Source organism: Flavobacterium beibuense F44-8 (assembly GCF_000769915.1).
Classification (GTDB): domain Bacteria; phylum Bacteroidota; class Bacteroidia; order Flavobacteriales; family Flavobacteriaceae; genus Flavobacterium; species Flavobacterium beibuense.
In genome coordinates this window covers 78,131-103,213 of the sequence record NZ_JRLV01000008.1, presented here as the reverse complement: position 1 = coordinate 103,213, position 25,083 = coordinate 78,131, and the positions used below count along the sequence as shown (strand labels likewise).

Annotated in this window: 25 protein-coding genes; 11 read left to right on the top strand and 14 right to left on the bottom strand. The window is 38.6% G+C overall.

The genetic code is table 11. The features are described 5' to 3' along the window. The first annotated feature begins 98 nt into the window (after nucleotides 1-98). Nucleotides 99-707, top strand: a complete 609-nt coding sequence (locus tag Q763_RS08645; protein WP_035133274.1) for a superoxide dismutase — start codon at nucleotides 99-101, stop codon at nucleotides 705-707. 309 nt (nucleotides 708-1,016) lie between these two features. Here the strand turns inward: Q763_RS08645 and Q763_RS08640 are convergent, their stop codons facing one another. Together Q763_RS08640 and Q763_RS08635 are read right to left on the bottom strand one after the other, a co-directional pair. Next, entirely contained in the window at nucleotides 1,017-2,915 is a 1,899-nt protein-coding gene (locus Q763_RS08640) for an amidophosphoribosyltransferase (protein ID WP_035133272.1), read from the bottom strand. Nucleotides 2,916-2,972: 57 nt separating this feature from the next. Beyond that, a complete protein-coding gene (locus Q763_RS08635; protein WP_035133435.1) occupies nucleotides 2,973-3,917 on the bottom strand; it encodes a PfkB family carbohydrate kinase in 945 nt (314 codons plus the stop codon). Between the two features lie 202 nt (nucleotides 3,918-4,119). Here Q763_RS08635 and Q763_RS08630 point away from each other — a divergent pair, with 202 nt between their 5' ends. Next, nucleotides 4,120-4,626, top strand: a complete 507-nt coding sequence (locus Q763_RS08630; protein WP_035133270.1) for a VOC family protein — start codon at nucleotides 4,120-4,122, stop codon at nucleotides 4,624-4,626. 83 nt (nucleotides 4,627-4,709) lie between these two features. After that, a complete protein-coding gene (locus tag Q763_RS08625; protein WP_035133268.1) occupies nucleotides 4,710-5,105 on the top strand; it encodes a hypothetical protein in 396 nt (131 codons plus the stop codon). A 2-nt stretch (nucleotides 5,106-5,107) separates the two neighbouring features. Here the strand turns inward: Q763_RS08625 and rnhA are convergent, their stop codons facing one another. Both rnhA and purN read right to left on the bottom strand, forming a co-directional pair. Continuing rightward, complete coding sequence (gene rnhA, locus Q763_RS08620) at nucleotides 5,108-5,587, bottom strand: ribonuclease HI (RefSeq protein WP_035133262.1); 480 nt, start codon at nucleotides 5,585-5,587, stop codon at nucleotides 5,108-5,110. A gap of 53 nt (nucleotides 5,588-5,640) precedes the next feature. Further along, nucleotides 5,641-6,204, bottom strand: coding sequence for a phosphoribosylglycinamide formyltransferase (gene purN / locus Q763_RS08615; protein WP_035133260.1), 564 nt, complete (start codon nucleotides 6,202-6,204; stop codon nucleotides 5,641-5,643). Between the two features lie 180 nt (nucleotides 6,205-6,384). On the opposite strand from purN, the gene Q763_RS08610 reads away from it, so the two are divergent. The 5 genes from Q763_RS08610 to pyk all read left to right on the top strand — a co-directional run bounded on the left by Q763_RS08610 (nucleotide 6,385) and on the right by pyk (nucleotide 10,854). Next, nucleotides 6,385-6,621 carry an acyl carrier protein gene (locus tag Q763_RS08610; protein WP_019037482.1) on the top strand — a complete coding sequence of 79 codons (237 nt, stop codon included), beginning with the start codon at nucleotides 6,385-6,387 and terminating at the stop codon, nucleotides 6,619-6,621. 193 nt (nucleotides 6,622-6,814) lie between these two features. Further along, nucleotides 6,815-8,068, top strand: a complete 1,254-nt coding sequence (gene fabF, locus Q763_RS08605) for a beta-ketoacyl-ACP synthase II (protein ID WP_035133256.1) — start codon at nucleotides 6,815-6,817, stop codon at nucleotides 8,066-8,068. 10 nt (nucleotides 8,069-8,078) lie between these two features. Next, on the top strand, nucleotides 8,079-8,819 hold the full coding sequence (gene rnc / locus Q763_RS08600) for a ribonuclease III (RefSeq protein WP_035133434.1): 741 nt from the start codon (nucleotides 8,079-8,081) through the stop codon (nucleotides 8,817-8,819). Between the two features lie 116 nt (nucleotides 8,820-8,935). Beyond that, nucleotides 8,936-9,421: an IPExxxVDY family protein gene (locus Q763_RS08595; protein WP_035133254.1), complete on the top strand. Its 486-nt coding sequence runs from the start codon at nucleotides 8,936-8,938 to the stop codon at nucleotides 9,419-9,421. A 2-nt stretch (nucleotides 9,422-9,423) separates the two neighbouring features. After that, the gene (gene pyk, locus Q763_RS08590; protein WP_035133252.1) at nucleotides 9,424-10,854 is read left to right on the top strand and encodes a pyruvate kinase; all 1,431 of its coding nucleotides are present in this window, start codon (nucleotides 9,424-9,426) and stop codon (nucleotides 10,852-10,854) included. 57 nt (nucleotides 10,855-10,911) lie between these two features. Here pyk and dinB read toward each other — a convergent pair whose 3' ends face one another. Then, nucleotides 10,912-12,009, bottom strand: a complete 1,098-nt coding sequence (gene dinB, locus Q763_RS08585; RefSeq protein ID WP_035133251.1) for a DNA polymerase IV — start codon at nucleotides 12,007-12,009, stop codon at nucleotides 10,912-10,914. Nucleotides 12,010-12,038: 29 nt separating this feature from the next. Then, complete coding sequence (locus Q763_RS08580; RefSeq protein ID WP_035133249.1) at nucleotides 12,039-14,081, bottom strand: recombinase; 2,043 nt, start codon at nucleotides 14,079-14,081, stop codon at nucleotides 12,039-12,041. A gap of 90 nt (nucleotides 14,082-14,171) precedes the next feature. Here Q763_RS08580 and Q763_RS08575 point away from each other — a divergent pair, with 90 nt between their 5' ends. Beyond that, nucleotides 14,172-14,645, top strand: a complete 474-nt coding sequence (locus Q763_RS08575) for a CYTH domain-containing protein (protein ID WP_035133247.1) — start codon at nucleotides 14,172-14,174, stop codon at nucleotides 14,643-14,645. Next, entirely contained in the window at nucleotides 14,633-15,607 is a 975-nt protein-coding gene (locus Q763_RS08570; RefSeq protein WP_035133244.1) for a YpdA family putative bacillithiol disulfide reductase, read from the top strand. Before Q763_RS08575 ends, Q763_RS08570 begins: the two co-directional genes overlap by 13 nt. Here Q763_RS08570 and Q763_RS08565 read toward each other — a convergent pair. Then, nucleotides 15,604-16,653: a PA0069 family radical SAM protein gene (locus tag Q763_RS08565; RefSeq protein ID WP_035133241.1), complete on the bottom strand. Its 1,050-nt coding sequence runs from the start codon at nucleotides 16,651-16,653 to the stop codon at nucleotides 15,604-15,606. The genes Q763_RS08570 and Q763_RS08565 overlap by 4 nt on opposite strands. Before the next feature lie 133 nt (nucleotides 16,654-16,786). Here Q763_RS08565 and Q763_RS08560 point away from each other — a divergent pair, with 133 nt between their 5' ends. Next, nucleotides 16,787-17,107, top strand: a complete 321-nt coding sequence (locus Q763_RS08560; RefSeq protein ID WP_035133239.1) for a hypothetical protein — start codon at nucleotides 16,787-16,789, stop codon at nucleotides 17,105-17,107. Here Q763_RS08560 and Q763_RS08555 read toward each other — a convergent pair. From Q763_RS08555 to Q763_RS08525, 7 genes are all read right to left on the bottom strand, one after another. Then, on the bottom strand, nucleotides 17,104-17,532 hold the full coding sequence (locus Q763_RS08555) for a hypothetical protein (RefSeq protein WP_035133237.1): 429 nt from the start codon (nucleotides 17,530-17,532) through the stop codon (nucleotides 17,104-17,106). The genes Q763_RS08560 and Q763_RS08555 overlap by 4 nt on opposite strands. Before the next feature lie 221 nt (nucleotides 17,533-17,753). Then, complete coding sequence (locus Q763_RS08550) at nucleotides 17,754-19,160, bottom strand: efflux transporter outer membrane subunit (protein WP_035133235.1); 1,407 nt, start codon at nucleotides 19,158-19,160, stop codon at nucleotides 17,754-17,756. Nucleotides 19,161-19,172: 12 nt separating this feature from the next. Beyond that, nucleotides 19,173-22,325, bottom strand: a complete 3,153-nt coding sequence (locus Q763_RS08545; protein WP_035133225.1) for an efflux RND transporter permease subunit — start codon at nucleotides 22,323-22,325, stop codon at nucleotides 19,173-19,175. A gap of 30 nt (nucleotides 22,326-22,355) precedes the next feature. Then, nucleotides 22,356-23,477, bottom strand: a complete 1,122-nt coding sequence (locus tag Q763_RS08540) for an efflux RND transporter periplasmic adaptor subunit (protein WP_052123329.1) — start codon at nucleotides 23,475-23,477, stop codon at nucleotides 22,356-22,358. Beyond that, nucleotides 23,467-23,985, bottom strand: coding sequence for a GbsR/MarR family transcriptional regulator (locus Q763_RS08535; protein ID WP_035133223.1), 519 nt, complete (start codon nucleotides 23,983-23,985; stop codon nucleotides 23,467-23,469). The genes Q763_RS08540 and Q763_RS08535 overlap by 11 nt, the downstream gene beginning before the upstream one ends. Nucleotides 23,986-24,118: 133 nt before the next feature. Continuing rightward, nucleotides 24,119-24,562, bottom strand: a complete 444-nt coding sequence (locus Q763_RS08530; RefSeq protein WP_394331009.1) for a septal ring lytic transglycosylase RlpA family protein — start codon at nucleotides 24,560-24,562, stop codon at nucleotides 24,119-24,121. 69 nt (nucleotides 24,563-24,631) lie between these two features. Next, entirely contained in the window at nucleotides 24,632-25,072 is a 441-nt protein-coding gene (locus Q763_RS08525; RefSeq protein ID WP_035133220.1) for a hypothetical protein, read from the bottom strand. Nucleotides 25,073-25,083: the final 11 nt, after the last annotated feature.

The window sequence follows — 25,083 nt, the reverse complement described above, 5'->3', positions numbered from 1 at the left end:
TAGTAAGATAAATTATAACAAAATCTTATTTCATTATAAAGCGTAAAATTTCTAAATTTGGATTAAAATTAATATTAATCTTTAAATTTTGACATATTATGGCTTTTGAATTACCAAAACTTCCGTATGCGTATGATGCGCTGGAGCCACATATTGATGCCCGCACTATGGAAATACACCATACAAAGCACCATAATGCATATACTACCAACCTAAATAACGCCATAGCAGGAACTGACTTAGAAGGTAAAACAATTGAAAATATTTTAATTAACCTTGACCCGGCTAACGGTGCGGTTAGAAATAACGGTGGTGGTTTTTACAACCACAACCTGTTTTGGCAAATACTTTCTCCAAAAGGTGGAGGCCAGCCAACAGGTGAACTTGAAGCTGCTATAGAAAAAGCTTTTGGTTCTTTTGAAGAGTTCAAAGCAAAATTCTCTAAAGCTGCTGCTACACAATTTGGTTCAGGATGGGCTTGGTTATGTGTTCACAAAGGTGGTAAACTTGAAGTTTGCGCTACTCCAAACCAAGACAACCCGTTAATGCCGGAAGTAGGTTGCGGAGGAACTCCAATACTTGGACTTGACGTTTGGGAACATGCTTACTACCTAAACTACCAAAACAGAAGACCTGACTATATTGAGGCTTTCTTTAACGTAGTAAACTGGGAAGAAGTAGCAAGACGTTATGCTAACGAAAAATAAAAGTTATCGAAAAGCAAATACATTTTGATACAACAATAAAAAAAGGGAGTTCATTTGAGCTCCCTTTTTTGCTGTAAACAGCAATATATTAAACGATTGAAATGCTTTTTAAAATAAGAAGGGGAAACGATGTTTCCCCTTCTTTGCCCCCAAAAATACCGTAAAAATTAATTTACTAATGCTATTTTGCTGTAAAACTAAGATTACGATTGATATTTTGCAAGTTTTTCGACGAAAAATCAGGTAAAAAGTTCAAATAATCGACGAAATGCAACTTTTATCCCTGATTAACAGCCCTTTGCAACCTGATTAATAGGCTCTTGCGTCGTTTCCTTCGTAAAAATTAATAAAGGCCCTGTTAACCACACGATTACCTCCCGGGGTAGGGTATTCACCTGTAAAATACCAGTCACCTAAATTCTTCGGACATGCCTTGTGAAGGTTCTCTACACTTTGGTAAATAATCTTAACCTCAGCAGCAATCTCATCCGAACTTAACATCTCAGCTATTTTGTTAGAAATCTCTTCATCTGTAAACGGTGCGTAAAACTCTTTCACATAGTTTATCACCTGGTTATCAGGAAGGTTTTCCTGCGCTTTCGATTTCTTGTAAACATCTTCAACAATATGCTCCATACCTCTTTCAATAAGAAGCTCATGAGCCGCCTTAAAGGCGATAAGACCTTCAAGTTTCGCCATATCGATACCATAACAGTCAGGGTACCTTATTTGCGGAGCAGAAGAAACTACAACAATACGCTTAGGGTTAAGCCTATCCATCATTTTAATGATGCTCTTTTTAAGTGTAGTCCCCCTTACAATACTGTCGTCAATAATAACCAGATTATCTTCCGGTTTAATAACACCATAAGTAACATCATAAACGTGAGCCACTAAGTCGTCCCTACTACTGTCTTCAGTAATAAAGGTTCTCAGCTTAGCATCTTTAATAGCCACTTTCTCTGTACGGATTTTAACCGAAAGTAATTCCCTAAGACTATCTTCAGTTAATGTATCCTTGTTATCAAGTATATAATCATTCTTTCTTTTGTTAAGGAAGTCCTGTGCCGCTTCAACCATACCAAAGAAAGAAGTTTCTGCTGTATTAGGAATATATGAGAATACTGCGTTATCTGTATCGCTTTCAATTGCCTCAAGCACCTGTGGCAATACCAAACGACCAAGTTGCTTGCGTTCTTCATATATCTCGGCATCACTACCTCTTGAGAAGTAAATCCTTTCAAACGAACATGCTTTTTTAGGCAATGCCGGATTGATTTCCTCAATATTCATGCTACCGTCTTTCTTAACGATTACTGCATGTCCAGGGTCTAACTCCTGAACTGCTTCAAACGGAACATTGAAAACGGTTTGGATAACCGGTCTTTCTGAAGCCACTACCACAATCTCATCATCCTGGTAGTAGTATGCCGGACGGATACCTGCAGGGTCTCTCATTACAAAAGCATCACCATGCCCCATCATACCTGCCATAGCATAACCGCCATCCCATTTTTTAGACGCGCGTTTAAGTATGTTTGCGATATCAAGTCTCTTAGCAATTTCTGCTGAAGCTTCCTGTTTACTGAAACCTTCTTTTTTACATTCCTGATATAAATCAATCACCTCTTCATCTAGAAAGTGACCTATTTTTTCCATTACAGTTACCGTATCGGCAAGTTCTTTAGGGTGCTGCCCTAATTCTACAAGGCTATCAAAAAGCTCTTTAACATTAGTAAGGTTAAAGTTACCAGCAACGATAAGGTTGCGGTGCATCCAGCTGTTTTGGCGAAGGAAAGGGTGAACACTCTCTATACTGTTTTTACCAAACGTACCATACCTCACATGACCTAAGTATACTTCACCTACATAAGGTACATTTTCTTTTTGAAGCTGCACATCGTTAGCATATTCAGGATGTGCAATCATCTCCTCATTAATCCTTCCGTTTATCTGGGTAAATATATCCTGTATAGGTTGTTGTTTGTTAGAACGTATCCTGCTTATGTAGCGCTGACCCGGCTTAACATCCATTTTCACACTGGCAAACCCGGCACCATCCTGCCCGCGGTTGTGCTGTTTTTCCATCAGCAAATACATTTTTTGCACTCCGTAAAAGGCCGTACCGTATTTCTCTTTATAATACTCTAAAGGCTTACGTAATCTTAAAAGTGCTATACCACATTCATGCTTTAAAGCGTCGCTCATAGTTGTGTTATTGTCGTGTTTATTAAAAAAAGCCCCACAATGAGGCCTTAGTATTTTTTACTCTTCTTCGTTTTTTAAATCCAGCGATATATCAAACTGGGTTAATGCCTTAAACTGCTGCAGGCGGTCTATAACCTCTTCTTTGGAAACATCCTCCATTCGTTGGGTACCAAACTGCTCTACACAAAATGAAGCAAGGGTCGAGCCATAAATTATGGCGTTCTTCATGTTCTTAAACGACAGGTTTTCGCTTTGAGCTATATAACCTGCAAATCCTCCTGCAAAAGTATCTCCTGCCCCTGTTGGATCAAACACCTCTTCAAGCGGAAGTGCCGGTGCAAAAAACACCTGTTTATCATGAAACAGCAATGCACCGTGTTCTCCTTTTTTAATTACTACATATTCCGGACCCATTTCATGGATCTTAGCAGCTGCCTTAACAAGAGAATATTCTCCCGTAAGCTGTCTTGCCTCTTCGTCATTAACGGTAATAACATCTACACGCTTAATAACTTCCTTAAGTTCAGGCAGGGCACAGTCCATCCAAAAGTTCATGGTATCAAGCACTACAAGTTTAGGCGCTTTTTCCATTTGATCAAGCACACTAATTTGCACCAGTGGGTGCAGGTTACCCAGCATTACCACATCGGCATCTTTGAAGTTTTGAGGAACTTTAGGCTGAAAATCGCCAAGTACGTTTAATTGCGTTTCCAGGGTATCCCTTGAGTTAAGGTCGTTATGGTAACGTCCTTTCCAGAAAAAGGTTTTTCCGCCTTTTACCACCTCGATGGCCGAAACGTCAATTCCCCTGTTTGTAAATAAGTCGATATGCTCTTGAGGAAAGTCTTCTCCTACTACTGAAACGATGGCCGACTTCACTTTAAAAAAAGAAGACGCTAAGCCAATATAAGTCCCTGCTCCGCCAAGTATCTTATCGGTTTTCCCGAAAGGTGTTTCGATAGCATCAAAAGCAACTGAACCTACAATAAGTAATTTATTCATAAACAGTTTAAAAATGAAGCTGCAAAGATACTCCATAAGTTGGATAACAACAAATTTGTCCATAAATTTCATTTATGCCTGCAACAGCTATTTTTTATAGTTTGTCGGGATACACACCATGCTTTGTCTGTTATTCACCCTTTACCCTCAAACCATTACATATAACTTTGTAATATTCTTAAAATCAATTAAATAATATATTATGGAAAATTCTAAAAACTTTGAACCGCTTACCATTAATTTATGGTTTGACAGAAATGCCGAACAAGCCGCTAAATTTTACACCTCGGTATTTAGTGACGGCAAAATATTAAGCACCACACATTACGGCAAAGAAGGACAGGAAATACACAACATGCCCGAGGGAGCAGTAATGACTGTTGATTTTATTGTTCACGGCACCAAATTCGTTGGACTTAACGGCGGACCTTTATTTCAGCTAAATGAATCGGTTTCCTTTATTATTAAATGTGAAGACCAGGAAGAGGTTGATTACTACTGGGAGAAACTTCGTGAAGGCGGAAACCCTGAATCACAACAGTGTGGCTGGCTTAAAGATCAGTTTGGTGTATCGTGGCAGGTAGTTCCTAATATACTCTACAAATTACTTAGTGACCCCGATAAGACCAAAACAGGCAAAGTGATGAATGCGCTACTGCAAATGAAAAAGCTGGACATCGCAAAACTGGAAGAGGCTTTTAACAGTTAAATGTTTTTTTACAGGAATATTTCTAATCTGCTACATTAATCTGTAGCGGATTTTTTATTTTTAAACCCAACAATAACACACCTATGAAAAAAGCTTTTAAAGTCCTTACTCTTTTATTCATTACCTCTGTACTGATAATTTATCTGTTTATTTTCTCAAATATTGTTTTCCCCTGGCAGAAGGATGAAGCCATAAAAACTACTATAGAATGGAGTGGACTTACCGAACTTCCCGTTGAAAATAAAAACATAAACATCACTAAACAGGGAAGTATGTTTACAAGACAGTATATTCTTGAATTTACTGCAAGCACCAAGGAAATTGAAAATTGGATTGAGAAAAATAAAAAACTGAATAAAATTCAGCCCCGTGAAAGAAACACCACAAAAACCTATATCATTTCCGGAGAAAAGGGAGCAATAGGCGGAACAGTAAAAATAAAAAACAATCTCGTCATTATAAATATGAGCTGGAGTTAAACCTATAACAACTTATCCCCATCAGCCTCATAATAAGTATCAACATTAAGAACAGGCTGCTGTGAGGCCATAACGGCCAACTGATCACAACGTTCGTTTTGAGGGTGATTATTATGCCCTTTTACCCACTTGAAATCAACTTTGTGTTGCCTGTATATTTTAAGAAAGCGTTTCCACAGGTCGGGATTTTTTTTACCGGCATACCCTTTTTTCTCCCAGCCAAATACCCAACCTTTAGTAATGGAGTCAATCACATATTTGGAATCGGACACCACAAGTACCGACATACCCGGGCTTTTAAGTTTCTCTAAACCTACAATAACAGCCAGCAGCTCCATACGGTTATTGGTCGTTTTCCTGAAACCTTCATAAAACTCCCTTTTATAGCCCGTACCCACCTGTTCCATAACCACACCATAGCCGCCCGGGCCCGGATTCCCTTTAGCCGCGCCATCTGTATATATATGTATTTGGTGACTCATTTTTACAATAGTGAAATTGACTTGTTAAACACCCGTAATGGTGAAAAATTAAATTACTTACTCAAAAACTCCTCTATAACTCTAGGGAAATGTTCATGCTCTAAAGCAAGTACCCTTGATGCTACTTCCTGCGGAGAAGTACAATCAGACACTTTTACCGTAGCCTGAAAAATAATATTCCCTTCGTCATAATTATCATTCACATAGTGTATGGTAATACCTGTCTCCTCCTCTTTATTTTCTAAAACAGCTGTATGTACATGTATGCCATACATACCTTTTCCGCCATATTTTGGCAACAGTGCAGGGTGTATATTCACTACCCTATCAGGATATTGAGCTATTATATTAGAAGGGAATTTCCATAAAAAACCGGCTAAAACAATAACATCCGGATTTAAATTTTGCACATTTTTAAGCACAAAATCACCGTTTAACTCCTCTCTGTTAAACACAAAAACAGGCACATTATAGCTTTTTGCCCTGTTAATTGCACCCGCATTTGGGTTGTTAGTAAACAGTCCAACAACATTAAATTCGTCTTTTTTACCGAAATATTCCATGATTTTTTCGGCGTTAGACCCCCCTCCTGAAGCAAAAAGTACTATGTTTTTCATACCTTTTTTAATTTTTTTTCAAAGTGCAAAAAAAAGAATAATAAACTGTAAAATAAAGGCTCTCTGGCAAATTTCTGAAATTAATTTTTTATTTTAGTAGTCACATTTTTTTAGTAAAACATGGTTTTAAAATAAAGTTTTTTATTTTTGCCATCAATTTAAATTCTAAAATTAAAGATTATGTCAGACATTGCATCAAGAGTAAAAGCGATTATCGTAGACAAATTAGGTGTTGACGAAAACGAGGTTGTAACAGAGGCTAGCTTCACAAATGATCTAGGAGCAGATTCACTAGACACTGTTGAGCTTATCATGGAGTTTGAAAAAGAATTCGATATTCAGATTCCAGACGATCAGGCTGAGAACATCTCTACTGTTGGTCAGGCTATTTCTTACATAGAAGAAGCAAAAAAATAATAAATAATATACATCCATGTATCTGATGCATGGATGTTCTTATTTATTGTCTTACCAACTTTTGCGTTAAACGCTTTGATAAAATGAACGGGTTTATCCATTCATAATATATCCTGATGCCCATGTTTTCTTATTATTTTCAATAGAGACGCATGGGTATTGTTCTATAAATTGAAACTATAAAATTTAACTTATGAAATTAAGAAGAGTTGTAGTAACCGGCTTAGGCGCCCTTACACCTATAGGAAACAACGTTGAGGAGTACTGGAACAGCCTTATCAACGGAGTTAGCGGTGCTGCCCCTATTACATATTTTGATACGACTAACTTCAAAACAAAATTTGCCTGCGAAGTAAAAAATTTCAAGGTAGAAGATTTTATAGACAGAAAAGAAGCAAGAAAAATGGACCGTTACGCTCAGTACGCCATTGTTTCTAGCGATGAGGCTGTAAAAGACGCCAATTTTGATTTTGATACACTGGATAAAGACAGAGTAGGTGTAATTTGGGGTTCAGGTATTGGAGGTCTAGAGACTTTCCAGGAAGAAGTAATGAACTTTGCTGCCGGTAACGGTACTCCAAAATTTAACCCTTTCTTTATCCCTAAAATGATAGCTGATATTGCAGGTGGTCACATTTCTATGAAATATGGCTTTAGAGGACCTAACTTCACAACGGTTTCTGCCTGTGCATCATCAACAAACGCTTTAATAGATGCTTTTAACTACATTCGTTTAGGCCATGCAGATGTTATGGTTACCGGAGGTAGTGAGGCTGCCGTTACCATTGCAGGTATGGGTGGTTTTAACGCTATGCACGCGCTTTCTACAAGAAACGACGATCCGCAAACAGCTTCAAGACCAATGGACAAAGACCGCGACGGTTTTGTACTTGGTGAAGGTGCAGGTTCACTTGTTATTGAGGAGTATGAGCATGCAATTGCAAGGGGCGCTACTATTTACTGCGAAATCGGCGGAGGCGGTATGAGTGCCGATGCTCACCACATTACTGCTCCACACCCTGAAGGGCTTGGTGCTAAAAATGTCATGCTTAACTGTTTAAGGGATGCTGGTTTACAGCCATCAGATGTTGATGCTGTTAATATGCACGGTACATCTACTCCGCTTGGAGATATTGCCGAATCTAAAGCCATACTTGAAGTATTTGGCGAGCATGCATACAACCTTAACCTTAACTCAACTAAGTCCATGACAGGTCACCTTCTTGGTGCTGCCGGGGCTATAGAGGCAATCGCTTCAATACTTTCAATAAAACACGGAATTGTTCCTCCAACCATCAACCATTTTACTGATGACGAGAACATCGATCCAAAACTAAACTTCACTTTCAACAAAGCTCAGAAAAGAGACGTAAAGGTTGCTATGAGTAACACGTTTGGTTTTGGCGGTCACAATGCGTGCGTATTGGTTAAAAAACTGGAATTATAATTATCCTTTAATGGGCATTATAAAGAAAATATTCAACAAATCCCGCTCTCCTGAAGACGGGATTTTTTTTGAAGAAATGAGAAAAATACTGGGATTTAACCCGGTAGAACTATCACATTACCGAAAAGGGTTTACACACCGCTCTTCAAACAAAACAGATGAAAACGGTAATCCTATAAATTACGAACGTCTTGAGTTTTTGGGAGATGCCATGCTGGGATCTGTAATTGCAGCACACCTGTTTAAAGAGGTACCTACCGGAGATGAAGGCTACCTTACCAAAATGCGCTCTAAAATTGTAAGCCGTGAACACTTAAACGAACTGGGGCGCGATCTTAACCTTATAAAATGGGTTGAAAGTAAAGTATCTGCACAACATTTTGGCGAAAACATACACGGTAACCTTTTTGAGGCCTTTGTTGGAGCCATTTACCTTGACAGAGGTTTTACTTACTGCGAAAAATTCATCAACAAAAAGGTAATTGTACCTTATGTAGACATCCCTAAACTTGAGGGTAAGGTTATTAGCTACAAAAGCCTTGTTATTGAATGGTGCCAAAAAGAAAAAAAACAGTTTCATTACGATGTTTTTGAAGACAACGGTAATGAAGATGTTAAGCATTTTGGTGTACGTTTAAAAATTGACGGAAAAATTGTAGCCAAAGCAAGAGCTACTTCAAAAAAGAAAGCCGAAGAAAAAGCATCCCAAAGAGCCTATTTTGCATTTCAGGAAAAAATTAACAAAAAATAAATGAATTTAACAGTAAACTATAACGTTTTCGTTGATAATTTACCGTTAACTTAATTTTAAGACTATTTTTTGTAAGTTATAAGTAGTATATTTACGCCTTATTATTCAGAATAATAATGGCTATTCACAAACTGCTGATTGATGACTTCGTTACAATCGATTATGAATTAATCGCCATACACTCTTCTCTGGAAGACTACAGGCTGGCATATTTCATTAATCGTGAACTGTCAATTCTCCTTGAAAAAAGCCCAAAAGATATAGAGATCAAGGTTAAAGAAGGTGAAAGCTGTTTTTCAAGGTTCATTTATGAAGATGAGGATAAAGAGATAACCTGGAACCTTCTGGAAAACAAAAACACCATAGTGAGCAAACAACAGGAAAGTATTTCGCTGTTTGATGCCGCAGGGTTTGACGTGAGCACTAATGTCTTCCTTTTACCGGAATTCAAAAAAGTGGATTACATTATAAAAATAGAGAACATTTGTGGGAATTTTGCGATTGAGGAGCTTGTTGAAAAGCTACTCAAAATACGTCAGGTTACTACCGCTTATAAAATTGACCACCAAAAACTAAAATCGAAAAACAATTTAATTTTTTAAGAATGCCAACAAATAAAAAAACTAAAATTGTAGCTACACTGGGACCTGCCTGCAGCACAAGAGAGGTAATTAAAGACATGATTGATGCAGGCGTAAACGTTTTCAGGATAAACTTTTCACATGCCGATTATGAGGATGTAAAAGAACGCATCAGCATAATCAGAGGCCTAAGCAACGAGTTTGGTTATAATACCGCTATACTTGCCGACCTTCAGGGTCCAAAACTAAGGGTAGGTGTAATGAAAGAAGATGTAGTGGTAGACAAAGGTGATATAATCACTTTTACAACTGCACAGGATATACTTGGTACTGCCGAGAAAGTATACATGAACTACAAAGAATTTCCTAACGATGTAAACCCGGGAGAAAGAATATTACTGGATGACGGTAAACTTATCTTTGAAGTTCTTGAAACCAATAAAACAGACGAGGTTAAAGCCGTTGTTGTACAGGGCGGACCTTTAAAGTCTAAAAAAGGGGTTAACCTTCCTAATACAAAAGTTTCTTTACCGGCTCTTACCGAAAAAGACGTTAAAGATGCCATCTTCGCTATTAAGCAGGAAGTAGACTGGATTGCTCTTTCATTTGTAAGAACTCCAAAAGACCTTGAAGAACTTCAGGATCTTATCTCAGAGCATTCTGCTTATAAAATTCCAATCATTGCAAAAATCGAAAAGCCAGAGGCTGTAGAGAACATTGATAAGATTGTTGCTTTTTGTGATGCACTTATGGTGGCTCGTGGTGACCTTGGTGTGGAAGTTCCTGCACAGGAAGTACCGCTTATCCAGAAAAAACTGGTTCACCGCGCTAAAACTGCCCGTATCCCTGTAATCATCGCTACACAAATGATGGAAACCATGATTACAAGCCTTACTCCTACAAGAGCAGAGGTGAATGATGTGGCAAACTCGGTTATGGACGGTGCCGATGCGGTAATGCTTTCAGGTGAAACATCTGTAGGTAGCTACCCGGTACAGGTTATTGAGAAAATGACTCAGATTATCGAATCTGTAGAAGATTCTCCGCTAATCTCAGTTCCTCAAAATACACCACAGGTTAGAACCAAGCGTTTTATAACAAAATCTATTTGTTACCACGCTGCACAAATGGCAAACGTAATTAAAGCAAAAGCTATTTCAACACTAACAAACAGTGGTTATACTGCATTCCAAATCTCTGCATGGAGACCAAATGCACACATACTTGTATATACTTCTAACAAGCGTATACTTGCACAAATGAACCTTTTATGGGGGGTTAATGCTTTTTACTACGATAAGCTAACAAGTACTGACGAAACTGTAGAAGACGTTAATGCAATTGCACACGAAATGAAATATGTAGAGAAAGGCGATATGATTATTAACCTTGTTGCTATGCCTGTTATAGAAAAAGGTATGGTTAACACGCTTAGGGTTTCTGAAATAGAGTAGTTATTCTACCCAAATAAATTTTAACTAAGCCTGCCGTCAAGCAGGCTTTTTTATTTCCTAAAAGTCAAACCTAAGCTGTACGGCAACCTCTTTTTTCTTCTCTCCTTCTTTCTCCTCATTGTTTAGGTTTGCCAATGATATACCAAGCAGTCTGACTGAATCTTTTATCTTTTTCTGATACAGGAGCTCTTTAACCGTTTCCATTATAAGTGCTCTGTCTGATATATAGTAGGGCAATGTTTTGCTGCGGGTTTGCACGGTAAAATCGCTGTATTTTATTTTAAGGGTTATCGTTTTACCGGCAATTTTTTTCTTTTTAAGTCGTTTATCGAGTTCTTTAGAAATATCATCCAGCTTCTCAATCATAAATACTTCCGAAACGAGGTTTTCAAAAAAAGTATGTTCTGTCCCTACTGATTTTACAATCCTGTCGGGTTTAACAGCACTGTTATGTATACCCCTTACCACATGGTAGTAATAAGCGCCTGATTTACCAAAATGCTCCGTAAGATATTCAACACTCTTGGCTTTTAAGTCGGCTCCGGTAAAAATGCCCAGTTGATACATTTTTTCCTGAGTTACCTTACCTACACCATAAAACTTACCAATAGCCAGATTCTCCAAAAACTCCAGCACCTCATCTGGGTTAACCGTTTTTTGTCCGTTAGGCTTATTGTAGTCACTGGCTACTTTAGCAATAAATTTATTGATAGAAATCCCGGCAGAAGCCGTTAACCCCGTAGTCTCAAAAATACGCTGCCTTATCTCTTTGGCAATCATAGTCGCACTTGGGTTTCCTTTTTTGTTTATGGTAACATCCAGATAGGCCTCATCCAGCGAAAGCGGTTCAACTAAATCAGTATAATCAAGAAAAATTTTCCTTATCTGATAGGACACTTCCCTGTAACGTTCAAATCGTGGTCGTACAAATATAAGCTCCGGACATTTCTTTTTGGCAAGATAGCCACTCATGGCACTGCGGACTCCAAACTTACGTGCCTCATAACTGGCTGCTGCTACCACTCCCCTGCTGGAACCTCCGCCTACAGCAATAGGCTTTCCGCGAAGCTCAGGATTATCCCTTTGCTCCACAGAGGCATAAAACGCATCCATATCCACATGGATTATCTTTCGTAAAGACTCCTGAAGTTCCATACGGTAAAATTACTTTATAAAAGCGAAAATTAAGCCTTATTCTGGCTTTTCATGCGAGGGAAGAAGAATGTAGCGGGTCTGCGCTTAAAATGCGCCCAGATAGAGCTTATTATAGGCCTGACCTCAGAGAAAGGAATGTTTCTGGAACGGAACGCCAGTCCCATAGAAAGACTAAAACTTACCAAGAAGTTAATTAACCCAATAACCCCTATACCGAAAATACCCCAAAACAGCATTCCGCCTGATACGTTATAGTTAGCACCATAAAGCCCCAGTGCAAGGTTACCACTGGCAAAGGTAATGTGTCGTATATCCAGATTAAGACCAAGAAATATACCTATGGAAGCTGTACTCCCCATAAAAACACCAAACCAAAAATTGGAAACAATACCCGCCCAGCGTCTTTCATACCATTCTGATAATTTTTTGGTCTTAACACGCCCTATACTCAGTTTTAAAAGCGGATGTTCCTCAATACGGTAATACATTTGTTCGTGTTTGTCCCTGTTTGCAACACTACCGGCAATAATACCCGATAGGAAAAGGAATATCCCCGCAATAGCGGCATGGAATATAGCCAGTGAGTGCACCGGACTCAAATCGTTAATTAGTTTATACCATTTGGTTAACGCCAAATTATAATCAAAAACAATATCAATAAGCCATATACCCAGTAAAGCAACAGGAAAGGCAAAAAGCACATTCCCTACAAAAGCTATAAACTGGGAACGGAATACTCTGGCAAAAAACTCGGCAAAGGCCTTGTGTTTCTCATCTTCATTTTCCGTTGATTTACGTCCTATTTCCAGCGAGCGTATTAATGCCGATGCCGTCATGGCAGGCTGTTTTGTAGCAAGGGTAAACCCGCAAAGGTAAATCCCTATAAAGGCAAGGGCATAGTTTAGGCTGTAAAAAAAGGCATGTCCAAAAGCACTGTTATCCATTTTAGAAAGGAAAACCTTTAAAATACAGGCTATAGCTACGATTACACCACCACCGGCTGCCGTCCAGAACATCCTGAAATAATCGGCACGGTCTTTTGTAATATAGTGTTCGCCCGTAATGGCAGTATGTTGGGTAACCTCATAAGAGAGTAACTGGGTACTTTCACTAATCAGTTTCCTTACATTGGTTTTATCACAATTGTACTCAATAAGGTCGAGTGCCAGTTTAATAGAGTTTTTTCGGGCATCATCAGCATCATTCAATACCAGTAAAGGCAATAGCGTTTGCAACCTGAAAAGCTGCTGCCTTATACGCAACAGGCTTTGATTTACCCTTAACGATATACCATATTTCTCACTGTTCTTAAAAGCAATCTGTACATAATCAATGCACTGCTTATGCAGTATCATAAGCTGCTTATACCCTAAATCCTTAGGATCAAAAAAGTTGTTCTTGTCCTGAATAAGCTTTTCGGTAAGCAGTGCAAATTCCTTTTGAATTTCAAGGAAAGGACTTTCCATGTTCTCGTATTCGGGAACCATTTTTATCACATCACTTTCCAGTGCACGCCCGGCAATTCGGTGTATGGTAACATCTATAGCAAAAAGCAACTCGGCAAGCGGACTCTTATTGACTATCGAGGTGTAGACAGAACTAAACTTAACCAAATCAAACACTGCCTCAATTTGCTCGTAGGGTATTTTCCTGATCCATAACGGATCGGTTTTCACAAAAAACACCTGATTTAAAACATATTCGAGCGTATCTTTTTTCGGCTGATCGGGGATAAACTTGGCAAAAAGCCTTTTTTTAACCTCATAGAAAAAGTCGGCATCAGTAAGTATACCTGCATCGGTAAGTATTTTACTGAATTTTTTCTGCTTTAGTATACCTTTTAGGTATTTGGAAAATCCGGCACAATAGTGTTCGTTGTCCCTTAGCAACAATATAAGTTCACTTATATCAACCGAATAAACCTTGTTGAGTTTTTTAGGACGGATAATATCTACCAGTTCTGCCAGCAAATCAACTTCATCCGCTTTATATTCCCACAGGTTATTTTCTTCAAAATTTAATTCGAAAAATTCTTTAAGGGTAGCTTTACGTCTTGGTTTTTTTAACTTCATAGGGCAGAGGCAGGTATTACTATGCTTGCGTAAAAATACAAATAGGACTTTATATTTTCACTACCTTGCAGATATTTTTAGTATTTGATTATGATTGAAATTGAACGAAAATTCCTTGTTTTGAACTTAGACTTCAAAAATGAGGCTTCAAACCATAAAAGGATAGTTCAGGGCTATCTCAATTCTCACCCTGAAAGAACCGTAAGAGTACGCATTAAAGGTGACTGTGGCTACCTTACCGTTAAAGGAAAAGGGAATGAACTGGGCACTACACGTATGGAATGGGAAAAAGAAATTCCCCTACATGATGCCGAACAGCTTTTACAGCTGTGCGAACTGGGCAGTATTGATAAGATAAGATATGAGATTCCTTATGGTGACCACGTTTTTGAAGTAGATGAGTTTTTTGGTGATAATAACGGACTTATTATTGCCGAGATAGAACTTAACGATGAGAACGAAACTTTTTTAAAACCCGCATGGCTGGGTGAAGAGGTAACAGGAGATAACAGATACTACAACTCTTACCTTAGCCAAAACCCCTATACCTCATGGCAAAAGTAAACACTTATGACCTTGTTATCGTTGGTGGTGGCCCTATAGGCATGGCCTGTGCCATAGCTGCACATCAAAAAGGACTTAACTATATTATACTGGAAAAAGGTGCTTTGGTTAACAGCCTGTTTAACTACCCGTTGTACATGACGTTTTTCTCTACAGCCGAAAAACTGGAAATAGGCAATATTCCGTTTAACTGCATAGCTCCAAAACCGGGCAGGCAGGAAGCACTGGAGTACTACCGCAACATTCAGCGCTACTTTGACCTTAATATAAAACTGTTTGAAAAGGTAGAAACCATAAATAAAACTAACGGCGAATTCACAATAGTTACAGACAAGACAAACTATACTGCTAAAAATGTGGTGATTGCTACCGGATTTTATGACATCCCTATTTACATGGATGTACCAGGGGAACATCTCGCTAAAGTAAGCCATTATTACAAGGAAGCTCATGAATATGCCTTTAGGAAAGTACTTATAGTGGGCGCCAATAACTCATCGGTAGATGCGGCACTGGAATGTTGGCGAAAAGGTGCCGATGTTACTATGGTAATACGAAAGGATGAAATTAATCCAAGGGTAAAATACTGGGTTAAGCCCGATGTTGAAAACCGAATAGCCGAAGGTAGTATCAAGGCCTACTTTAACTCAAACATTACCGAAATAAAAGAAACCGAAGTAGACATACTCACTCCTAACGGACCTATTACCATTGAAAACGACTTTGTTTTAGCTCTTACCGGTTATAGGCCAAATCTTGAATTTATACAACAATGTGGGGTAAACATTAGTGATGACAGTAACCTAACCCCTCAATATAACCCTGAAACCATGGAAACGAATATAACAGGGCTATATCTTGCCGGAGTAGTTTGTGGCGGCATGGAAACCCACAAATGGTTTATTGAAAACTCCAGGGTACACGCCGATATAATTATTAATAACATTACAGGTAATAACTAAAAAAGACTGAGCTGTTCGCCCTTAGTACCATCAAACAGGTGTGTGGCAAGCGGCTCCATCTTTTTATCCTTAAAGTATTTTTGGCGGGCTATTTTAAAGGTATTGTGTATCACATCTGCAATATTCCCTTCACCTGCCATTCGTTTGGCAACATTTTTTTCTCCAAGCTTACCACCGTGTAGTGATGCTATTTGGTTTAGTACTTTGTCTTTTCTGTCGGGATAGTGTTCATCAAGCCAGTCAATAAAAACAGGTTCAACCGTATCATTAAGCCTAACAAGGGTATATCCAAAACTATGAGCTCCCCTATCGGCAACAGCCTCTGCCGTGGGTAAAATATCCATACTGTTTAATCCGGGAATTATAGGCGCTATCATTACAAACGTTGGTATACCCGCTTTAGATATCGTTTCGAGCGCCTGTAACTTGGTATTCACAGATGAAGTTCGTGGCTCCATTTTTCTCCTCAAATCCTCATTTATGGTTGGGATACTTAGCGCTACAGTTACCAAATTTTTCTCTGCCAGTTGGGTAAGTATATCAAGGTCGCGGGTTACAAGCGCATTTTTTGTAAGTATACTAACCGGGTGCCGGTACTCTAAACAAACTCCCAGCAAACCTCTGGTTATTTTAAGTTTCCGTTCAATGGGCTGATAACAATCAGTATTACCCGATAGCATTATGGTTTCTGCCCTGTATCCCTTTTTCTTAAAAAACTTCTCTAGGAGTTCGGGAGCATTTCTTTTAGCCAATATCATCCGTTCAAAATCCACTCCGGCACTATACCCCCAGTACTCATGGGTAGGACGGGCATAGCAATAGGCACAGCCATGCTCACAACCCTGATAGGGGTTCATGGAGTATGCCATGGGTAAATCAGGATTTTTAACTTTGTTTACAATGGTTTTAGGGTATATGTTCTGTATTTTGGTTTTGGCAACAGCCTCTTCAAAATCATCATCATAAATAGACTTCTCATACCTGTTTTTCTCAAAATGGTTATGAATATTGGCAACAGCCCCCTGTCCTTTTATCTCCTTTTTCATCTTTACCTCCTTATTTTCAGCTAAGATAAAAACTATAAGATTATTTTCTTATATATTAAAAGAAAATATTATCAACAGGCAGCCTATAAAAAAACAAACAGATAATTTATATTTGCCATATACACTTACAAATATGACCACTACGGACTTTACCCTTAACGATACTGCAATAACCGTATATCAAAACGGACTGGAAGAAACCATAACCTATAACGGAAAAAGTGTTTCTCAAAAAAGTGCTCTTTTTGGTACAAGACATGAGTTTGTCATTGAAAATGACAACTATGAAGTAATAACCGCCTTTGATTATGCCGGTCGATGGGATAACAAAGTACAGTTTAGAAAAAACGGTAAATTACTTGAAGAAAAAAGAGCGCAGGCAAGTTTCCTTACACAAACGGCAGCGATTATACTACTATTAGCAGCAACATTTTTGCTTATTGGACTCTTCTAAGCCGTTAACTGCTTTTTGAACATATAAGCATCAAACTGTATTGATGATTCTACCGCAGCTATAAACTCATATTGATAATCCAGCTTTATCAGGAAGTCTTCCACCTGCTTGCGGCTTAATTTAGACCCTGTAAGCTTCATTTCCTCCTCATGGGAGTATTCTATATGGTGCTTCTCCTTAAATGCTTCCAGAAACTCTGAAAATGTGATATCGTCATTTTCAAAAGCATTATACGACCACACATTGTTTTGGGCTATATACTTTTCAAGAGTCATATAAAACCTATAACTGTTTTCCCTGTTTTTCCTGAAAAGCTTAAGGGCTTTTTTTCGCATGGAGTAAACATTTGAATCTTCAAAAACATTTGTCACATAAAACAACGCAGCCATAATGAATGCAGTTGTTATCATCAGCATAAAATTCATAGTCATAGTTATTAGTGATTCGAGACAAATGTATATTAAAAACAATCACAAAATGAGATGGTTATCACTTTTACTATTCTTATAATTTGCATGTCATAATTTTATACTTTGTTGCACATTTATCATTAAAAAAACAAAACCGCCCGATAAAATATTCCTTATCAGACGGTTTTACATAAAACAAACAATTAATCAAATAATCCGGACTACCCCAAATTATATTATTTCCAACCTCCGCCTAACGCTTTGTAAAGGTTAATTATAGCAAGGTATTGCTGGTATTTATTATTAACCAGATCAAGCTCAGCACTTAGCGCACTGTATTTAGCTGTAAGTGATTCCAAATAGTTTACAAGACCGTACTCCAGTAACTCATCAGAATAGTCAGACGCTTTTCTTAATGACTCAACCTGTTTTAATCTTATATCCAGTTTTTTGGTCTCATTGTTATACTGAGCAAGAGCATCAGACACCTCTTTCCCTGCATTAACAAGAGCTTGCTGGAACTGGATATACGCCTGCTGTTGGTTTGCTTTGGCAACCTCATGCTGGGTTCTTATTTGTCTCTGGTTAAAAATAGGCTGTGTTAAACCACCTACTATATTAGCAAACAGTGAGTTTGCATTAAACCACTTATCAACCTCTAAACTTTGTAAACCACCCGTAGCAGTTATAGTAAACTGCGGATAAAAATTAGCCCTTGCCACATTAGTAAGCTCAAACTTATTGATAAGGTTATACTCGGCAGCAACCACATCAGGCCTGTTACTTAACAACGAAGTAGAATATCCCAGTTTAATTTCCGGATTAAGATCATCCGGATTAAAAGAACTTCTTTCAATCTCGTGAGGTGCCTCTCCTAAAAGAAGACTCATAGTATTCTCAACCAAAGTAATATTAGTTTTAAGGTCTTCAATAATAAGCTCAGTAGCATATTTTTGAGCCTCCGTTTGCTGTACGGCAACCTCATTAACACTACCCGCTTCTTTAAGTGCAAGAATTGCTTCTACACTCTCATTACGGTTTATAAGCGTTTCTTCGGCTACTTTTAACTGTGCATCAAGACCAACTAACTGGTAATAAGTTGCAGCGATATCTGTAATCACTCTGGTTTTTACAGCCTGGTTTGCCGCTATGGTTTGCATGTATGACGCACCATAAGCACGTTTGTTACTACGTATTTTGCCCCAAACATCAGCCTCCCACGATAGTGTGGCACTTAACTGGTACTGATCTAATGCTCCGTTAAAGAAACTACCAAACTGGCTGTTTCTGGAAAGTTCCTGGTGCGTTAGGTTTGCCGTACCGCTAAGTGTAGGGAAATATCCCATTTTAGCCTGTTTTAAATAGGCCTCTGCTGCTGTTACATTTTGTATGGCAACAAGCATATCAAAATTATTTTGAAGCCCTTTCTTGATGTGTCCCTGTAAAACAGGATCGGTAAAAATCTTGTCCCATGCCACATCGCCCAGCGAAGTGCTGTCCTGAGCTATAACTTCTGTTCTGTACAGGTTCTCTGCCTTTACATCAGGCCTTTCGTATTTTTTGGCTACAAGGCACGACTGCATTAACAAACCGGCACCAACCAAAATAATTACCCTGTATATTTTAAAACTTTTTTTCTTCATCTGAAACTTAGTTTATGCTTCATTATTTTCTGTTTCAACAAACTCAGGTCCTCCCGAAATCCTTTCCTGTAATCCCTGGAATATTACAAACAATACAGGAATGATAAATACCCCGAATACGGTACCTACAAGCATACCTCCTACTGCCCCCATACCAATGGAACGGTTACCTACAGCACCTACACCATTTGCCAGTGCCAGTGGTAATAAACCTAAGATAAAGGCAAACGAGGTCATAAGGATTGGTCTTAAACGCGCCTTAGCACCTTCAATGGCCGATTCAGCGAGGCTCATACCGTGTCGTCGCCTCTGTATGGCAAACTCAACGATAAGGATAGCATTCTTGGCGAGGAGACCTATAAGCATGATTAGTGCTACCTGGAAATAAATGTTGTTTTCCATTCCTGCCAGCTTCACAAACCCAATTGCCCCTGCAATACCCACAGGTAATGAAAGGATAACCGACAACGGCACTATGTAACTTTCATACTGCGCACTTAACAGGAAGTACACAAATATTAAACTTAACAGGAATACACCCATTTGCTGATTACCTGCAAGAATCTCTTCACGGGTCATACCCGAGAACTCATAGGTATATGTTTTAGGAAGGTGCTGTGCAGCTACTTCCTGAATAGCCTTAATAGCATCACCCGAACTATAACCAGGATTTGCCTTACCGTTTACATTAACCGCCTTTAAAAGATTGAAACGGGCAACTGCCTCAGGACCATATATCTTTTTAAAATCTATAAACTGACTAATGGCAACCATTTGTCCGGAGGCATTACGCACATAAACATTGTTTATCGATTTTTCATCTGCTCTTGAATCCGGCTTAGCCTGTATCATTACACGGAACTGTTTACCAAATCGGTTAAAGTCTGTTGTATAAAGACCTCCGTAGTAGCCCTGCATGGTATTGAATATATCGCTAACAGATACCCCTGCATTTTTAGCCCTTTCCACATTAATATCCATTTGATATTGAGGGAAACCAGGGTTGAAGTTGGTAATAGCATACTGTACTTCCGGTCTTTTTGAAAGTTCTGCAAGGAACTCATTAGCCACTTTACTTACTGTTGTCCAGTCGTCATCACCCTTATCCTGAAGTTTGAACTCAAAACCATCGGCAGTACCAAAGCCCTGTACACTTGGCGGTGTAAAGAATAAGGCTCTTGCATCTTTAAATCCGGCTGTACGCCCAAACAATTCTTTTACTATAGCATCTACCGACTGATTGTCTTCTGTTCTTTCACTCCAGTCCTTAAGTTTGATTACAGAGAAAGCATAAGAACTACCATTGATACCGTTAAGTAAACTGAAACCAACAATATTCATCCTGGCTTCTACCATTGGCATAGAAACCAATATTGAATCCAACTGATCTACTGCTTTTTGAGTTTTCTCTAACGTTGTTCCAGGAGGCATTGTAATATCGGCCATGATTATACCACGATCCTCATTAGGAATAAATCCTGTAGGGGTAGTTGAGAAAAGGAAATAGGTTATACCTGTAAATACAAGAAGTCCTGTTACACCAACCCATTTTCTTTTTATAAGGAATCCAAGTGATTTGCTGTACTTGTTATTCATAGAGTCAAAACCGGCATTGAAAGCGATAAAGAACCTGTCTTTAAAATTTTTCTTTTTACCGTGTTCATGCTCATCATGAGGTTTAAGGAAAAGTGCACAAAGAGCAGGACTTAATGTTAATGCGTTTACTGCCGAAATTAAGATTGATACGGCAAGTGTTATGGCAAACTGCTTATAGAAAACCCCAGACGGACCATTAAGGAAGGATACAGGAATAAATACTGCAGACATTACCAAGGTAATGGAAACGATAGCCCCTGATATTTCACTCATGGCAGAAAGGGTCGCCTCCTTTGCAGATTTGGCACCTTCATCAAGTTTGGCATGCACCGCCTCTACAACTACGATGGCGTCATCCACAACAATACCAATTGCCAGCACTAATGCAAACAGTGTTAGCAGATTTATAGAGAATCCAAACAACTGCAGGAAAAAGAAAGTACCGATAATAGCAACCGGAACCGCTATAGCAGGAATTAATGTAGACCTCGCATCCTGAAGGAAAAGAAATACTACAATAAACACCAGTATAAATGCTTCAACCAATGTATGGCTTACCTTGTCAATAGATGCATCAAGGAACGTTTTAGTGTTGTATGGTATTACATATTTGATACCCTCAGGGAAGCTCGCCTTACTTTCTTCAAGAATAGTATTAACCTCGTCAATAATATCATTAGCATTTGAACCTGATGTCTGGAATATACCAATAGCAACACCTTCATTACCCATACCAAAGTTCTTAGAACCGTAGTTAAATGCCCCAAGCTCAACAGTAGCAACATCCTTAAGCCTTAAAAAGTTTCCGTTACCTATTGCCTTAACAACAATATCCTCATATTCCTGTGTGGTAGAAAGTCGGCCTTTATATTTTATTACATATTCATAAATTCCATCGGCATTTTCACCAAATTTACCCGGTGCTGCCTCTACATTCTGTTCCTGAAGTGCTGCCTGAATATCTTTGGGAGAAAGATCATAAGCCGCCATTTTTTCAGGGTCAATCCATATACGCATAGAGTAATCTCTTGCTCCAAATACGTTTACCTGACCTACCCCTTTTACCCTTTGAAGACTTGGTACAAGGTTAATTTTTGCGTAGTTCTGTACAAAAGTACCATCATATTCCTTGTTTGTGGAATACAGAGAAAGGAACATAAGCGCACTGGTTTGACTCTTTACTGTTGTAACCCCTGTTTGCAGTACCGCCTGAGGCAGTTTACTGTTAGCACGTGCCACACGGTTTTGTACATTTACAGCAGCAATATCAGGGTTAGTACCCAGCTCAAAGAAAACGCTTATTTTACCTGTACCGTCGTTTGCGGCAGAAGAGGTCATGTACGTCATTCCCTCCACACCGTTTATTTCTTCTTCCAGTGGTACAATAACACTGTTTAATACCGTTTCTGCATTTGCACCGGTGTAGGTAGCAGTTACCTGAACGGTTGGAGGGGCAATTTCAGGATACTGCTCTACCGGTAAAGACATAAGCCCCAGTATACCCAAAATGGTTATCAATATCGAAATTACGGTACTTAGTACCGGCCTTTCTATAAATGTTTTTAGCATAATTTATTATTTTTTGCGGAGTATCAGAACTTATTTTTTGGCTGCGGCTTCTGTGCCTGCTGCCGGAGCTGCCTGTTTTTCGCCAGACTGAGGAACAATTTCCTGACCATCCCTTAGTTTGGTAGCTCCCTCGGTAACAATAACATCACCGGCATTTAATCCTTCCGAAACGATATAATCAAGACCGGATGTTGTACTTGTTGTTATAATAGTAGATTTCACTGTGTTATCTTTATTAACAACATAGATCATCTTTTTACCCTGCATATCCATAACTGCGTTTTGTGGCACAAGGATAGCATCCTTCTTTTCTATTGGAAGGCGAACAACACCACTGCTACCACTTCTAAGTATACTTTGCGGATTAGGGAATTCTGCCCTAAACTCTGTTGTACCGGTTTGTGGGTTTACCAATCCGTTTACAGTTTTAAGTCGTCCTTTTTCCTCATAAACCGAACCGTCTACAAGTACAAGACTTACTTCAGGGGTGTTTTTAAGTTTTTCGGCAAGCGATTTACCTTCAAACATTCTTGTAAAATCAAGCATTTGCTTTTCGTTCATTGTAAAGTAAGCTCTCATTACTTTAGTATCAGATACTGTAGTAAGCGGCATCTCCATAGTAGAACTTACAAGGCTTCCTTCTTTATACGGAAGTCCGCCTACAACTCCGTTTACCGGAGAAGTAATAGTTGCATAACCTATGTTTGCTGCAATTGCACTGTAACTAGCCTTAGCCTGTGCCAATTGTGCTTTTGCTGTTTCCAGCTGTACATTACTTATAATTTTACGGTCAACAAGCGGTTTAAGCCTGTCTACCTCAACCTGAGCGGCATCTACACTGGCCTTTGCTGCAGCAGCATCTTCGTTAAGGGTTTGGGTCTCCAGCCTGAAAAGCAACTGCCCCTTTTTTACCTCCTGCCCTTCATCCACATATATTTTTTGGATAAAACCGGAAACTTTAGGCCTAATTTCTACATTTTGCTGACCTTCCAGGTTTGCCGTATATTCTTCATATATAACTGCATCCTGCTTCGCTACGGTTTTAACAGGGAAAGGCATAGGTCCCATTTGCGGAGCCTGTTCCTGTTTTTTACCACATGCCGTTACCATTAGCATAGCGGCTATTGCACCTAAAAATGATTTATTTCTCATTACTAACACTTGAATTAAATTGATCTAATCTGTTTTTCTCTATTTCCTTAAACTGTTGTATTGTTTTTTGAAAAAGGCTTTCTATCTCCAAAACGTGCTCCTTGTATGCCTGTAAATGCATCAAATCAAAACGTTCAAAGGGACATGAGGCTGTCGCCTCCCTGTACTTAAGCATCTTATCCACCAAAACCTTTTCCTGCCCTACCATTTTTACATACCCCTCAAGCCTTTCGCTTAATGGGGCCGGGCGAAAATACTTTTTACGATCTCCGGAAAGGGTATAGTAAACTATCTTTCCCATTTTTAAGAGTAAATTGAGGTTTGTTGAAATTGAACTTTTACTTGCCGAAAGCTTTTCCACAAGAGTATCAAAAGTTACCCCCTGCTTACTGTCAACTATAAGTGTACCCAATATCCTTCCCGCTAAAGGCGGTAAATTGTAATTGGTTTCGAAATGGATTCCAAACAGCTCCACCAATTCATCTCTATCCTTACTCAAATTTGACATGTTAATGAATTTTTTTTGCAAAGATATAAATTTTAGTTCGGCAATCACCGAACTAAACGAACTAAATTTGTGTTAATTTTTTTTTAAGATAATTTTATCCAATAAAAAACCGGCCTCTAAAGCCGGTTAGTAATTATTCTATTATTTCAATTTTCACTTTTAAAATACCATAATTTTTATTGCCAGTTATCTCCATAAATGCCTTTTTCGTGAGATCTATTTCCAGTTTTTTACTAAAAGGTCCCCTGTCATTTACGGTTACATCAACATATTTACCGTTGGTTAGGTTAGTAACCCTTACCTGTGTACCAAAAGGCAGGCTTTTATGCGCAGCCGTATATTTTGTATTATCAAAGCGTTCACCACTACTGGTTTTACGACCGTTAAATTTATCATGATAATAGGTAGCTATCACATCGGTTTTATAAACCGTAAAATTTTGTGATACTGTATCACTAACCGGATTTATAACAAAAGCTGAAGTATGCCCGCCAAAAGCAGTATGAGCAGAGAAGCTACTCAAAACAAAAAACACTAGTAGTAAAAAAGCGAAGGGCAGTACTTTTTTCATAGACATAAATTTAAGCCTTTTTCACAAATTAAATGCCATAAAATAAAAAAGGGTCGCTAAGCGACCCAAAATATTTTAATTAAACCATGCGCTCCACGGTATCCTGCTTAACAGTAGCACTAAAGCAATGGCATACATGTAACCAATTTTTTTGAATTTAGCCTGGTTGTCTTCAGTCTTTTTATGCTTAGACCATCCTATTGTAATAAGTGCAATGGCAATTATATTAATAAGCGGGTGCTCTACAAGATATAATCTCAAAGTACTGTCTTTCATTACAGCTCCCATACCGGCCTGTTTAGCTGTTTCAAAATAAGGAGACACAAAATAAAGCACAAATCCCAGCAAAAGCTGGATATGAGAAAAAATAAGTGCTATCATTGATATTTGCCTGTCTTTTGGCGTAAATACCCTTTTTGAAGACAAGCCTCCAAAAGCATTTAAAGTGGCTATTAAAAGAAGTCCTAAAGTGGCATAGGCCCAGTAAGAGTGTAACCCTAAAACGGAATCGTACATAAAAGTTAGTT